Genomic DNA, 13,864 nt, shown 5'->3' on the forward strand with positions numbered 1-13,864 from the left:
TTAGCTCTTATTCGCACGCTTACGTTCTATCTCGTCCAAAATCACTTTACGCATACGCATCGCCTTTGGCGTAACCTCTACGTACTCATCTTCCTTGATATATTCCAAAGCCTCTTCCAGTGAGAACTGTACGGGTGGAATCAGACGAACTTTATCATCCGAACCGGAAGCACGCATATTCGTCAACTTCTTGGATTTCGTAACGTTGATTACCAAGTCGTTATCGTGAGAGTGTTCACCTACCACCTGTCCGGCATACACATCTTCCTGCGGGAAGATAAAGAACTTACCACGATCCTGCAATTTATCAATGGCATAAGCAAAAGCCGTTCCTGTTTCCATGGCAATCATGGAGCCGTTGGTACGACGTTCGATATCTCCCTTATGCGGTTGGTATTCTTTAAAACGGTGTGCCATGATAGCTTCACCGGCAGAAGCAGTCAGTACATTCGTACGCAGACCAATGATACCACGTGAAGGCATATTGAATTCCAAGTTCACACGTTCGCCTGCACTTTCCATCTTCACCATCTCGCCCTTACGGCGGGTTACCATATCAATAATCTTGCTGGCATATTCTTCGGGTACATTCACAGTCAGTTCTTCAATCGGCTCACATTTCACACCGTCAATCTCCTTGAAGATAACCTGCGGCTGTCCTACCTGAAGTTCATAACCCTCGCGGCGCATGGTCTCAATCAACACAGAAAGATGAAGTACACCACGACCGGAAACTACCCATTTACCATCTTCCTCACTTTTACGTACGCGTAAGGCAAGGTTCTTATCCAATTCCTTCATCAAGCGGTCATGGATATGACGAGAAGTAACAAACTTACCATCGCGACCAAAGAAAGGAGAGTCGTTGATAGCAAACAGCATACTCATGGTCGGCTCATCAATAGCGATTGGCGGCAATGCTTCCGGATTTTCAAAATCACAAACCGTATCTCCGATCTCAAAGCCTTCGATACCTACCAATGCACAGATATCACCGGAAGAAACTTCCGATACCTTCGCACGTCCCATGCCTTCGAATGTATGCAGTTCCTTAATTTTTGATTTCGCAAAACTTCCGTCACGCTTAGCCAGAGATACATTCATCCCTTCTTTAAGCGTACCACGATGTACACGACCTACGGCAATACGTCCGGTATAAGAAGAATAATCCAGAGAAGTTACAAGCATCTGCGGAGTACCTTCCAACTGCGTGGGAGCCGGTATATTCTCTACAATACAGTCCAGCAATGCGAAGATATTATCAGTAGGAGTCTTCCAGTCCGTACTCATCCAGTTGTTCTTTGCAGAACCGTAGATGACGGGGAAATCCAACTGATCTTCCGTAGCTTCCAAACTGAACATCAGGTCGAACACCATTTCATATACCTCTTCCGGGCGACAGTTCGGTTTATCCACCTTATTCACTACAACGATGGGTTTCAGACCGATCTGCAAAGCTTTCTGCAACACGAAACGTGTCTGAGGCATCGGACCTTCAAAGGCATCCACCAACAGGATACATCCGTCCGCCATGTTCAATACACGTTCCACCTCACCTCCGAAGTCACTGTGTCCCGGAGTATCAATGATATTGATTTTTGTTCCTTTGTAATTGATAGAAACGTTTTTAGAAAGGATCGTTATCCCTCGTTCACGTTCCAAGTCGTTGTTATCCAGCATTAATTCACCTGTGCTCTGGTTGCTGCGGAACAGATTTCCCGCCAAGAGCATCTTATCGACAAGCGTCGTTTTCCCATGGTCAACATGGGCAATGATTGCAATGTTTCTAATATTTTGCATACAATACCTATATATTTGGGTGCAAAGGTACGAATTTTGCATTAGATATAGTTGCAGCAAGAGAAAAATTTCATTGAATACCATTGCAGTATAAAAGATTATCTCTATCTTTGCAGCCTCGTAAAAGAACATTTATATATCAATTTAATTAAAAGTTATGTATTTAGACGCTGCTAAAAAGCAAGAGATCTTTGGCAAGTACGGAAAGTCTAACACTGATACTGGCTCAGCTGAGGCCCAGATAGCTTTGTTTTCATACCGTATTTCCCACCTGACTGAGCACCTTAAGCTCAACAGAAAAGATTATAGTACTGAAAGAGCCTTGACAATGTTGGTAGGAAAACGCCGTGCGTTGCTGAACTACCTGAAGGATCGCGACATCACAAGATATCGTGCCATCGTTAAAGAGCTCGGTCTGCGTAAGTAATCCGTTACTTGCAGCAAAAGCATTAAAAAGGGAAGCCGTCAAAAAGCTTCCCTTTTTTGTTTGCTTACTATCCGTCAGGTAAATATGCCTTCCATGGAAGACATATTTAGTATAAAAGATACACTTTGTAGATATCGGAACCGCCTACGAGTTTTACCGTACGCCCCGACTTCCACCCCAATACATTCCGGAACAAAGCCGTACTTACAATGACTGGTATCCCAATTTCTCCATAGACTTCCCTATCGGAAAGGGAGAAGCCAGCCTCAGCTATACGGTAAAGAATAACCGGCTTTCCTTCTTCCAACTACATAGTTCCATGAGTTATAACAACCGTTTCATTTATGAAGTCGGCAACCCGCTTCTGACGCCCGCAACTTACCACAATCTGCAACTGAGCACTTTATACCGCTGGCTGCAATTCAGCATCAGTTACCAATATCCCTTCATGCTGTTCGCCCCCCCAAATTGACATACAGTAAACGGACGCGTCCCGATTCACGCCGACTGTCACTGACCGTCAGCTACCGCATTAATTCCAATAGCAAAGCCTACAAAGGAAAGCATGTATCGGACAAGGACATGGAAAGACTATAAAAGAGATGTCACACAACAACCATATCTTCTATGCAAGACGAATTAAAGATGAAAGTTGTTCCTGCACAGAAATAATTAGTATCATAATCACATATATACGATAACTTCATCACCAAAATGATTCCATTTTTATCATTTCAGCGACAGGCGCCTTTTTCAAAAGGCACAATCCAGAATATTTTATGAATAGATAAAGAATAAGGATACACCATATCTGCATATTCTTTCACTTATCTATACTTCTTATGCAGAAAAGAGTTGCTTCTTGTGGGTGAAAGACTTGCTTCTTACAGGTGAAAGACTTGCTTCTTACGAGTGAAAGACTTGCTTCTTACAAGCAACGCACTTATTTGCGTCAGATTCCGCACCTATAAGTGCATATTTCAAAGGACATTTCAATCTAAATAAAATGTAAGTATTTCGATATCAATCTAATAATCTGACTCTTGCTGATTTTAATTTGAATGCTTTTGTATTTATGAGTTACCGGACGAATATAAGGCATTCTCAGCAGATAAAAAATACAAAATGTCAAAAAGATAATAAGGTAAGGGCTCGTCGACATATAGTTTAAGTACACGTAAGGCAGGTATTATTGAACCTATAATATTTCAGTAATAACTTACTATCTCCTCTCCCTAAAAATACGCATAGATTTGCACTACATAATTCTAAAAAGTACAAACATGAATTCTAAAATCTTTTCTTTTATCTTATGTTTATTCTGCTCTTCCTGTCTGACCTACCCTCTTCGTGCACAATCATTGAAAGGAAGAATCATTGACGAGAACCAAGATGCCTTATCCTATATCAATGTTGCAGTATATCAAACTAAAGACTCCGCTCTGATTGCCGGAGCCATAAGTGATGAACACGGAATCTTCCACATTAACGACATTCCACAAGGCAACTACAGACTCAGAATCTCAGCTGTAGGATATCAGCCACATCCAATGGAGCTGCAAGTATCTAACAAAAAAAGTATAAACTTAGGAGACATAACACTGAAGCAAGATAATGTCACATTAAACGAAATCATTATCAAAGCCAAGCAGAATCCGTTATCGGTGAACAAAGGAAAATATGTTTTACACGTAAACAAGTCTGAGTTAAAAAAGCAAGCAACAGTATTCGATGTACTCTCATTCCTTCCAGGTGTTTTATCATCTGCCAATGGCATCTCCGTCATCGGAAAAGGTATTCCGCTAATTATATTGAACGGACGTGAAGTGCGCTCACTTTCCGAGCTGGAAGTGTTGCAACCTGATCAGATAAAAGAGGTCAGCGTAGACAATCACCCCTCTGCCGAATACAGTTCACAATGTAACAGTGTCATTCTTATCACAACAATCGGCAAACTAAAGGATTATGTTTCCACTCAGCTTTTCCATACTTCTACATTTGCCCGCAAATACAGTGACAGAGAAGGAGCAAATATAAATATACTGCATGGAAAATGGTCGCATTTCCTTTCTTACCAAATCAAAGATTACCGATCTAAAGACAAAGCAAACAATAGATACGAACTCTATGACCCTGCAACAAACAATCTGATTAGCAATAACAGTTCGGACAATCGCGCTACTGGACACTCAAACATCCACAATCTTATTATGAGTAGCAACTATAAGTTTAATCCCCAAAACACTCTGAATGTTCAATACATATTGGATTTCGACAACAGTCGCAATTATGCAAATACGGATGAAGCTACATCACTGAACAAAGAAACTATTGCCCATACCACTGACCAAAGTATAAAGAATAAAAGCCAGTTACACAATATCGAAGCAATGTTTATTCACAAAGGTACACAAGGAGAATCTCTTTCATTGACCGGCGGATATATTTACTCCAAAGACGATCTCAGTAATCTTGTAAATACGGATAAGATAGAACTAAACCAGATTGGCGGAAACAACGATTACCATGTAACAACCCTGGAAGCCAACTATACGAGAAACATATTCTCTGATTATGAACTGCAAATAGGCGGAAAGTTTGTCAGTACCCGCAATTCCGGCAGTTCGGAATCATATAATCCGTCCGATGGTAATTTCTTCTACAAGAACAAGACCTTGCTGAAAGACGGTATGCTTGCCGGCTATTTAACACTCAGCCATCAGTTCAACAAACTCTATGTATCAGCAGGTATACGTGGCGAATATATCAATTCCGATTATAATCAGGACGGAGAAGAGTTGTACAGCAAAAAAAGATTCACTTTATACCCGACAATAGAATGTGAATATACAATCAATCCCAATCTTATTATAACAGGCGGATACGAGAATAAAAGCAGCCGCCCAAGTTTCAGCCAGTTATCTCCAATTATCCGCTACATCAACGCCATGCTATACGAAAAAGGAAATCCGAAACTAAAGCTGATGAATTCACATAACGCATATTTAGCTCTTATCCTACACCGTAAATTTTCCATTGAAGCGAGTTATACCCACAAAAAGAATCTTTCAATGTATGTATTCCAGACGAATCCACAGGTAGAAGGTAGTCTTGTAAACACTCCGATAAACGTAAACGCATCCTATTATTTATTAACAACCAATTATTCGGATAAATGGGGTATATACCGTTTTTCTTATAATGGTTCTATCATGTATGATGTTACCAAACTTCCCTATCTGGGCAAAGAAAACAGTAATCTATATCCGCACTTCAGTCTGTCCACTGTCAATCAGTTTGATATATACAGACAAACCATGCTCTTTTGCAATTGCAGTCTGTCATCAAAATACCATTCACTCGGTACCCAAATGAAATCCGCCTGTAATCTTACATTAGGAATCATGAAAACATTCTTTAAAGATAACCGATTGCAGATTGTTATTTCCGCTAATGACATTCTGCACAAATCACAAGCCAATTCCACCACCCATATCAACAATGTCTGGTCACAGAAACTTTTAGACCCTGATAGCCAGAGTATAATGGTTTCCATTAAATATAATTTGAATAACTTCAAGAATGTATTCCAGAAGAATAAAGCAAATGCAGAAGAAATCAATAGAATCGTAAACTGATAAAATCAATAAAAGCTTCTTTTTTTCCGCACGGATTGTTGCAACAAGTAAAAGTTTGTTTTATTTTTGCAGTTTAACAATACAATTTATAACCTAATAGGCGAAAAACATTATCAATTATGGATACAAGCAAGATTGTCGGAGAAAAGATTAAGTCGCTCCGTGAAAGCCAGTCAATCAGCATTGAGCAACTGGCCGAACGTTCCGGTTTAGCCGTGGAACAGATTGAACGCATTGAGAAAAACATCGACTTGCCATCACTGGCTCCACTTATCAAAATAGCACGTGTTCTAGGCGTACGACTGGGGACTTTCCTTGACGATCAGGATGAAACCGGTCCGGCTATCTGCCGCAAGACGGAAGCCAAAGACACCATCAGTTTCTCCAACAACGCTATCCAAAGCCGCAAGCACATGGAATACCATTCCCTGTCCAAAGCAAAGGCCGACCGTCACATGGAACCGTTCATCATTGACGTGGCTGCCACGGAAGACAGTGACTTTGTACTCTCCTCACACGAAGGTGAAGAGTTTATTATGGTTATGGAAGGTATTATGGAAATCAGTTATGGCAAAAACACATACTTGCTTGAAGAAGGAGACAGCATCTATTATGACTCCATTGTTCCGCACCACGTACATGCTTACGAAGGCAAAGCGGCAAAAATTCTTGCAGTAATCTATACACCCATTTAGTGATAAATGATTAGTGTCAGGTTAGTGATAAGCGCAATACTTATCACTAACCTGACACTAATTATCCCAGTACTAATCACTTATCACTAAACACCTAATCATTATTTTTCATGTTATACGAAAGAACACTCGGCCAATGGCTGGAGCACTGGGCAGAGACTACGCCCGATAAAGAATATATTGTTTATTCCGACCGTAACCTGCGCTTCACCTGGAGCCAGTTCAACCGCCGGGTAGACGACATGGCGAAAGGACTAATCTCTATTGGCGTAGAACGCGGCACACATGTAGGTATATGGGCTGCCAATGTACCCGACTGGCTTACCCTTCTGTATGCCTGCGCCAAAATCGGTGCCGTTTATGTAACCGTAAACACCAACTACAAACAAGCCGAGCTGGAATACTTGTGCGAAAACTCGGATATGCACACCCTTTGCATTGTGAATGGTGAAAAAGACAGCGACTTCGTGCAAATGACATATACCATGCTGCCGGAATTGAAAAACTGCGAACGTGGACATCTGAAGAGCCAACGTTTCCCACACATGCGCAACGTCGTTTATGTAGGACAAGAGAAACATCGCGGCATGTATAATACATCCGAAATCCTGTTGCTGGGTAATAATGTGGAAGACGAACGTCTGAACAATCTGAAAAACCAGGTAACCTGCCACGATGTGGTAAATATGCAATATACATCAGGTACAACCGGTTTTCCGAAAGGAGTTATGCTCACCCACTATAACATTACCAATAATGGTTATCTGACGGGAGAACACATGAAGTTCACAGCCGATGACAAACTATGTGTCTGTGTACCTCTGTTCCACTGTTTCGGTGTAGTGCTTGCCACAATGAACTGCCTGACGCACGGTTGCACGGAAGTCATGGTAGAGCGCTTCAACCCGCTGGTAGTGCTTGCTTCCATACATAAGGAACGCTGCACGGCTCTGTACGGTGTCCCCACCATGTTCATTGCCGAGCTGCATCATCCCATGTTCGACATGTTCGATATGTCCAGCCTGCGCACCGGCATCATGGCCGGTTCTCTTTGTCCCGTAGAATTAATGAAACAGGTAGAAGAGAAAATGTACATGAAGGTGACCAGTGTATACGGTCTGACTGAAACGTCACCCGGTATGACCGCCTCACGTATTGACGATCCGTTCGATGTACGTTGCAATACCGTAGGGCATGATTTTGAACACACAGAAGTCATGGTGATCGATCCCGAAACCGGAGAAGAATGTCCGGTAGGTGTACAAGGTGAAATGTGTAACCGGGGATATAACAACATGAAGGGGTACTACAAGAATCCGCAAGCTACGGCCGAAGTCATCGATAAGAACGGCTTCCTCCATTCCGGAGACCTCGGAGTAAAAGATGAAAATGGTAACTATCGCATTACAGGACGTATCAAAGATATGATTATTCGTGGTGGTGAGAATATCTACCCGCGTGAAATAGAAGAATTCCTCTATAAACTGGAAGGCGTGAAGGACGTACAAGTTGCCGGCATTCCATCGAAGAAATACGGTGAAGAAGTAGGCGCTTTCATCATCCTAAAAGAAGGAGCAGATATACACGAATCGGATGTACGCGACTTCTGCACAGGCAAGATCTCGCGTTACAAGATACCGAAATATGTATTCTTCATTGACGAATTCCCAATGACGGGAAGTGGTAAGATACAGAAATTCAAGTTGAAAGATGTAGGATTACAACTTTGCAAAGAACAAGGAATTGAGATAATCTAAAGAATTAAATATGACGAAACAGGCTGCAACATAATTGTGCTGCCTGTTTCTTATACTTAATTTCGCAGTTTTCAATTACCCCAGCGGTAGTGTAAAGTAGAACGTCGTTCCTATTCCCACGCCAGAACGTACCCAAATGCGTCCACCCATTCGTTCCACCAACATACGGGAAACAGTCAGCCCCAGCCCGGTGCCTTGTGCAAAATTATTAATCTTGCCGAAACGTTCGAAAATCTTTGCCACCCGGTTAGCAGGAATACCGATACCTGTATCTTTTACATAGAATTGTACAATATTTCCCCGCAACTGATAGCCGAAATGTATTTCCCCTGTAGGAGTAAATTTAACAGCATTGCTCAACAGATTCATCAAAACCTGCATAATACGCATCCTGTCTCCCATCACACACAACTTCTCATCCACATCATCCAGTATCAATGTCACACCTTCGTTCACTTTCAACCGGTGACTCTCATATTCTTCAACACAAGCATGATAAAGACTGACCTTCTCGCGGATAAATTGCAAAGTACCTGATTCCATTTCAGACAAATCCAGAATATCATTAAACAGGCACAACAACAGTTCCGAATTCTTCTCGATAATATTACAATAATCCTCTTTGTCTCCTTCGTGCCCCGGATCAATAACCAATCTTGAAAATCCAACAATCGCATTCAGCGGCGTACGAATTTCATGACTCATATTGGCAAGAAATGCAGACTTCAACCGGTCGGACTCTTCGGCTTTCACACGGGCAGCAGCCAGTTCACGCTGCGCATTCACCCGGCTCGTCACATCCCGGCACATGCACAACAAATATTTATCTCCCAAAGGACATACCAGATTTTCATAATGATGCGTCTCCCCTTCAAACTGCAATGAATGTTCTCCTATACTGGGACAACCGGTACGCACCACTTTCTCCATATTCGCACGGATTTTGCGGTATTCTGATTCCGGTACTATATCTTTCAGATTAGGATGAGACTTATCCTCACCGGACAAGCCTTCCACATGATTGGTATCAGGAGAGGACAGTAGTTCTATATAATCCAGATTATAATCAAAAACGGTCAACATATCAGGGATAGCTTCCAGTATTTCTTTACCATATTGCTTACGGAAACGATCCGAATCTTCATCCTGGCATGGGAGTTCCGGAAGAGAACGACTTTCCAGTTGCCCTTCCAAATTCCGGATTATCTCCAGTAGTTCTTCTTTTGTTTTATCCTTATAGTCCCTCATTTCAAGGTAGATATGTTGCTGAGTGTTATTTTCGGGAAGCAAATATACTATTCTTTTCAATTATATCAACATATATTGCGAGCTTTTATTTAAAAAAAACCAATAGCTTTTGCCCTACTAATCAGAATGTTCTATCTTTGCATCACTTTTTATTTTAAATCATTGATTAATATGTCTAAAGAATTATTCTCTACTCTGCCCTACAAGGTGGCAGACATTACGCTTGCCGACTTCGGTCGCAAGGAAATCGATCTGGCAGAACAAGAAATGCCCGGCCTTATGGCTCTTCGCGAAAAGTATGGAGAAACAAAACCGTTGAAAGGTGCTCGTATCATGGGTTCCCTGCACATGACCATCCAGACGGCGGTACTGATTGAAACCCTCGTGGCACTGGGTGCCGAAGTACGCTGGTGCTCATGTAACATATATTCGACTCAAGACCATGCTGCTGCTGCTATCGCTGCAAGTGGCGTTCCCGTATTTGCCTGGAAAGGTGAAACACTGACTGATTACTGGTGGTGTACGCTTCAGGCGTTGAACTTCCCTGGTGGCAAAGGACCTACGGTAATCGTTGACGATGGTGGTGACGCTACCATGATGATACACGTAGGGTACGAAGCCGAAAGTACCGCTTCTATTCTGGATAAAGAAGTTCATGCAGAAGATGAAATAGAACTGAATGCTATCCTGAAGTGTGTATTGGCTGCAGATCCTACCCGCTGGCATCGTGTAGCTGCCGAAATGCGTGGCGTTTCAGAAGAAACTACGACAGGTGTACACCGTCTGTATCAGATGCAGGAAGAGGGAAAATTGCTGTTCCCGGCATTCAATGTGAATGACTCAGTGACGAAATCTAAATTCGACAATCTTTACGGTTGCCGCGAATCTTTAGCCGATGGTATCAAACGTGCCACAGACGTAATGATTGCCGGTAAAGTAGTAGTGGTTTGCGGTTATGGCGATGTAGGTAAGGGATGTTCACATTCCATGCGTTCATACGGTGCCCGTGTACTGGTTACGGAAGTAGACCCGATCTGCGCCCTGCAAGCTGCAATGGAAGGATTCGAGGTAGTAACTATGGAAGAAGCTTGTACACAAGGCAATATCTTTGTTACTACAACAGGTAATATCGACATCATTCGCATTGATCACATGGAGAAGATGAAAGACCAGGCAATTGTCTGCAACATCGGTCACTTCGACAATGAGATCCAGGTGGATGCTCTTAAGCATTATCCCGGTATCAAATGTGTTAACATCAAGCCGCAGGTAGACCGCTATTATTTCCCCGACGAACACAGCATTATTCTATTAGCCGATGGTCGTTTGGTGAACTTGGGTTGCGCTACCGGGCATCCGTCATTCGTAATGAGCAACTCATTCACCAACCAGACATTGGCTCAGATCGAGTTGTTCAACAAGAAATATGAAACCGGTGTTTACCGCTTGCCTAAGCATCTTGATGAAGAAGTAGCACGTCTGCACCTTGAGAAAATCGGTGTAAAACTGACGAAGCTGACTCCCGAGCAAGCTGCCTATATCGGTGTAACTGTAGACGGACCGTATAAGGCCGAACACTATCGTTATTAACGAAGTTGAGAGTTGAGAGTTGAGAGTTGAGAGTTAGCTGCGCTATAATGCTGCATAGTACTCTCAACTCTCAACTCTCAACTCTCAACTTCATAAAAACTCTGTTTTTATGAAAAAACTCCTCCCTGACCTCCTGGTCATCCTTACGTTTGCAGTACTTTCATTCGCCTACTTCTTTCCGGCGGATATAGAAGACCGCATTCTTTTCCAACATGACACGGCTGCCGGTGCAGGTGCCGGACAAGAAGCGAGCCTGTATCGCCAGGAAACTGGTGAGTATACGCGCTGGACTAACTCCCTATTCGGTGGTATGCCGACTTATCAGATAGCCCCCAGCTACGATTCAACCCAACCGCTGACATGGGTGCAGAAGGTGTACCGACTGTTTTTACCCACATATGTCAACCTGACGTTTATCCTGATGCTGGGCTTCTTCATCCTGCTGCGTGCATTCGGTATACCTACATGGCTGGCAGGGTTAGGCGGATTAATGTGGGCATTCTCGTCCTACTTCTTCATTCTGATATCTGCCGGACACATCTGGAAGTTTATCACACTGGCGTATATACCGCCCACGATAGCAGGTATCGTACTGGCATACCGGGGTAAATATCTGGCAGGAGGCATCGTTACAGCATTGTTCATTGCCCTGCAAATTCTGTCGAACCACGTACAGATGAGTTATTACTTCCTGTTCGTCATCCTCTTCATTGCAGGAGCCTATTTTGAAGATGCATGGCGTAACAAGACCTTGCCACAATTCTTTAAGGCCAGTGGTGTGCTTGTAGTAGCTGCATTGATTGGTGTATCCGTCAATCTGTCGAACCTGTATCACACTTACCAGTACAGCAAGGAAACCATGCGTGGTAAAAGCGAGCTTGTAGAAACCGGCGATGCAGCCAAACAAACCAGTAGTGGGCTGGACCGTGACTACATCACCCAATGGAGTTATGGTATCGGTGAAACCTGGACCTTGTTAGTGCCTAACTTTAAAGGTGGTGCTTCCGTACCTCTCATCTTGAATGAGACAGCCATGGAAAAAGCCAATCCAACCTATTCCGGACTATACCAGCAATTACCCCAATACTTTGGTGACCAGCCGATGACCTCAGGTCCTGTATATGTAGGTGCTTTTGTACTCTTCCTTTTCATCTTGGGTTGTTTTATAGTTAAAGGTCCATTGAAATGGGCATTAGTCGGAGCTACATTCTTCTCCATTGTTCTTTCATGGGGTAAGAACTTCATGCCACTGACTGATTTCTTCATTGACTATATACCTATGTATAGTAAGTTCCGTGCCGTATCGTCCATTCTCGTTATTGCAGAATTTACAATTCCACTACTAGCTATCTTTGCGCTGAAAAAGATTCTGGATGAACCAGAAATACTCAAGAAGAAGATGAAGTTTATAGGTGTCAGCTTGGCACTTACTGCCGGTGTAGCCTTGATATTAGCCATTATTCCCGGAGCTTTCAGTTCGACTTTCATCCCTGCAAAGGAAGCACAAATGCTACAGAATGCGGTCAATCAGCAAATGATTCCTGCAAACGAGTTGTCCGGCATCCTCTCTAATATGGCGGAAATGCGTGCTGCAATGGTTAGTGCCGATGCACTGCGTAGCTTTATTATTATCGTAATTGGTTGTGCATTGTTGTGGCTTTACTATAGCGGGAAATTAAAGAAACCCTATATTATTGCAGGTATTGCCATTCTTTGCGTGGCAGATATGTGGGGAGTTAACAAGCGTTATCTGCACGATGACCAATTCGTTCCACGTTCTACCCAAGTTGATACTTTCAAAAAAACGAAAGCTGACGAAATCATCCTGCAGGATACTGACCCGAACTACCGTGTACTGAATCTCTCCGGAGATGCATTCAACGAAAATAATACTTCCTACTGGCACAAAAGTGTAGGCGGATATCATGCTGCCAAATTGCGTCGTTATCAGGAAATGGTCGAACGGCACATTTATCCTGAAATGCAAGCTACCTATCGAGTTATTGCCACCGCAGGCGGAGAAATGGACAGCGTGGATGCTTCCAAATTTCGTGTCCTGAACATGCTGAATACGAAGTATTTTATCTTCCCTACAGGACAAGGACAGACAGTGCCTATCGAGAACCCATATGCTTACGGCAATGCATGGTTCGTAGAAAAAGTGGAATATGTGGATAATGCAAATCAGGAAATAGATGCATTGAATACTATACTGCCAACGGAAACTGCCGTAGTAGATGCACGCTTCAAAGATATTCTGAAAGGTGTTACCACCGCTCATAAAGACAGTCTTTCCAGCGTGCTTCTGACAAGTTACGAACCGAACCGTCTGGTTTATGAAACAAATAATTCAAAAGATGGTGTAGTCGTATTCTCCGAAATCTATTATCCGGATGGCTGGATAGCTACCATCGACGGAGAACCTGCCGACATTGCCCGTGCAGACTATATCTTGCGCTCCATGTATGTACCTGCCGGAAAGCACACCATTGAAATGCGCTTCGATCCGAATAGCCTGCATGTAACGGAAGGCATCGCTTATGCAGCATTGGCTCTGATGGTGATAGGTATTATGATAATGGTGATTGTATATAGAAAGAGGCTAAGCTCTCCCAAAAGCTAAAGTTTAACAAAATTAATTTCTCTTTATTACAAAATACCCCCTAAAAGTCTGTAGTAAACTTTTAGGGGGTATTTCACATTATATCT

At 42.8% G+C, this 13,864-nt stretch carries 10 protein-coding genes; 7 read left to right on the plus strand and 3 right to left on the minus strand.

Annotated elements, in window-relative coordinates; all coding sequences use genetic code 11:
- On the minus strand, positions 1 to 1,800 hold the full coding sequence (typA, locus tag DW036_RS21945; protein ID WP_118466192.1) for a translational GTPase TypA: 1,800 nt from the start codon (positions 1,798 to 1,800) through the stop codon (positions 1 to 3).
- A gap of 157 nt (positions 1,801 to 1,957) precedes the next feature.
- On the opposite strand from typA, the gene rpsO reads away from it, so the two are divergent.
- A complete protein-coding gene (gene rpsO / locus DW036_RS21950; protein WP_009132440.1) occupies positions 1,958 to 2,227 on the plus strand; it encodes a 30S ribosomal protein S15 in 270 nt (89 codons plus the stop codon).
- 106 nt (positions 2,228 to 2,333) lie between these two features.
- On the opposite strand, the gene DW036_RS26105 is transcribed toward rpsO, so the two are convergent.
- Entirely contained in the window at positions 2,334 to 2,534 is a 201-nt protein-coding gene (locus tag DW036_RS26105; RefSeq protein WP_233560511.1) for a hypothetical protein, read from the minus strand.
- On the opposite strand from DW036_RS26105, the gene DW036_RS26110 reads away from it, so the two are divergent.
- The 4 genes from DW036_RS26110 to DW036_RS21970 all read left to right on the plus strand — a co-directional run bounded on the left by DW036_RS26110 (position 2,472) and on the right by DW036_RS21970 (position 8,317).
- The gene (locus DW036_RS26110; protein WP_233560519.1) at positions 2,472 to 2,699 is read left to right on the plus strand and encodes an outer membrane beta-barrel protein; all 228 of its coding nucleotides are present in this window, start codon (positions 2,472 to 2,474) and stop codon (positions 2,697 to 2,699) included. The genes DW036_RS26105 and DW036_RS26110 overlap by 63 nt on opposite strands.
- Positions 2,700 to 3,510: 811 nt before the next feature.
- Positions 3,511 to 5,865, plus strand: coding sequence for an outer membrane beta-barrel protein (locus tag DW036_RS21960; protein WP_118466193.1), 2,355 nt, complete (start codon positions 3,511 to 3,513; stop codon positions 5,863 to 5,865).
- 119 nt (positions 5,866 to 5,984) lie between these two features.
- Positions 5,985 to 6,560, plus strand: a complete 576-nt coding sequence (locus DW036_RS21965) for a helix-turn-helix domain-containing protein (RefSeq protein ID WP_022391605.1) — start codon at positions 5,985 to 5,987, stop codon at positions 6,558 to 6,560.
- Between the two features lie 110 nt (positions 6,561 to 6,670).
- On the plus strand, positions 6,671 to 8,317 hold the full coding sequence (locus DW036_RS21970; protein ID WP_118466194.1) for an AMP-binding protein: 1,647 nt from the start codon (positions 6,671 to 6,673) through the stop codon (positions 8,315 to 8,317).
- A gap of 75 nt (positions 8,318 to 8,392) precedes the next feature.
- Here DW036_RS21970 and DW036_RS21975 read toward each other — a convergent pair whose 3' ends face one another.
- Positions 8,393 to 9,565 carry a PAS domain-containing sensor histidine kinase gene (locus DW036_RS21975; protein ID WP_118466255.1) on the minus strand — a complete coding sequence of 391 codons (1,173 nt, stop codon included), beginning with the start codon at positions 9,563 to 9,565 and terminating at the stop codon, positions 8,393 to 8,395.
- Between the two features lie 171 nt (positions 9,566 to 9,736).
- Here DW036_RS21975 and ahcY point away from each other — a divergent pair, with 171 nt between their 5' ends.
- Positions 9,737 to 11,155 (plus strand): adenosylhomocysteinase, encoded by a 1,419-nt coding sequence (gene ahcY, locus DW036_RS21980; protein ID WP_187374662.1) that lies wholly within the window; start codon positions 9,737 to 9,739, stop codon positions 11,153 to 11,155.
- A 109-nt stretch (positions 11,156 to 11,264) separates the two neighbouring features.
- Complete coding sequence (locus DW036_RS21985; RefSeq protein ID WP_118466196.1) at positions 11,265 to 13,778, plus strand: YfhO family protein; 2,514 nt, start codon at positions 11,265 to 11,267, stop codon at positions 13,776 to 13,778.
- Positions 13,779 to 13,864: the final 86 nt, after the last annotated feature.

The organism is Bacteroides sp. AF39-11AC (assembly GCF_003474285.1).
Taxonomy (GTDB): Bacteria; Bacteroidota; Bacteroidia; order Bacteroidales; family Bacteroidaceae; genus Bacteroides.

Bases quoted from the DNA above. Each gene is read 5' to 3' on its own strand.
- DW036_RS21960 (WP_118466193.1), top strand. From the start codon at position 3,511: ATGAATTCTAAAATCTTTTCTTTTATCTTATGTTTATTCTGCTCTTCC.
- DW036_RS21975 (WP_118466255.1), bottom strand. From the start codon at position 9,565: ATGAGGGACTATAAGGATAAAACAAAAGAAGAACTACTGGAGATAATC.
- rpsO (WP_009132440.1), top strand. From the start codon at position 1,958: ATGTATTTAGACGCTGCTAAAAAGCAAGAGATCTTTGGCAAGTACGGA.
- DW036_RS21965 (WP_022391605.1), top strand. From the start codon at position 5,985: ATGGATACAAGCAAGATTGTCGGAGAAAAGATTAAGTCGCTCCGTGAA.
- DW036_RS21970 (WP_118466194.1), top strand. From the start codon at position 6,671: ATGTTATACGAAAGAACACTCGGCCAATGGCTGGAGCACTGGGCAGAG.
- DW036_RS21985 (WP_118466196.1), top strand. From the start codon at position 11,265: ATGAAAAAACTCCTCCCTGACCTCCTGGTCATCCTTACGTTTGCAGTA.
- ahcY (WP_187374662.1), top strand. From the start codon at position 9,737: ATGTCTAAAGAATTATTCTCTACTCTGCCCTACAAGGTGGCAGACATT.
- typA (WP_118466192.1), bottom strand. From the start codon at position 1,800: ATGCAAAATATTAGAAACATTGCAATCATTGCCCATGTTGACCATGGG.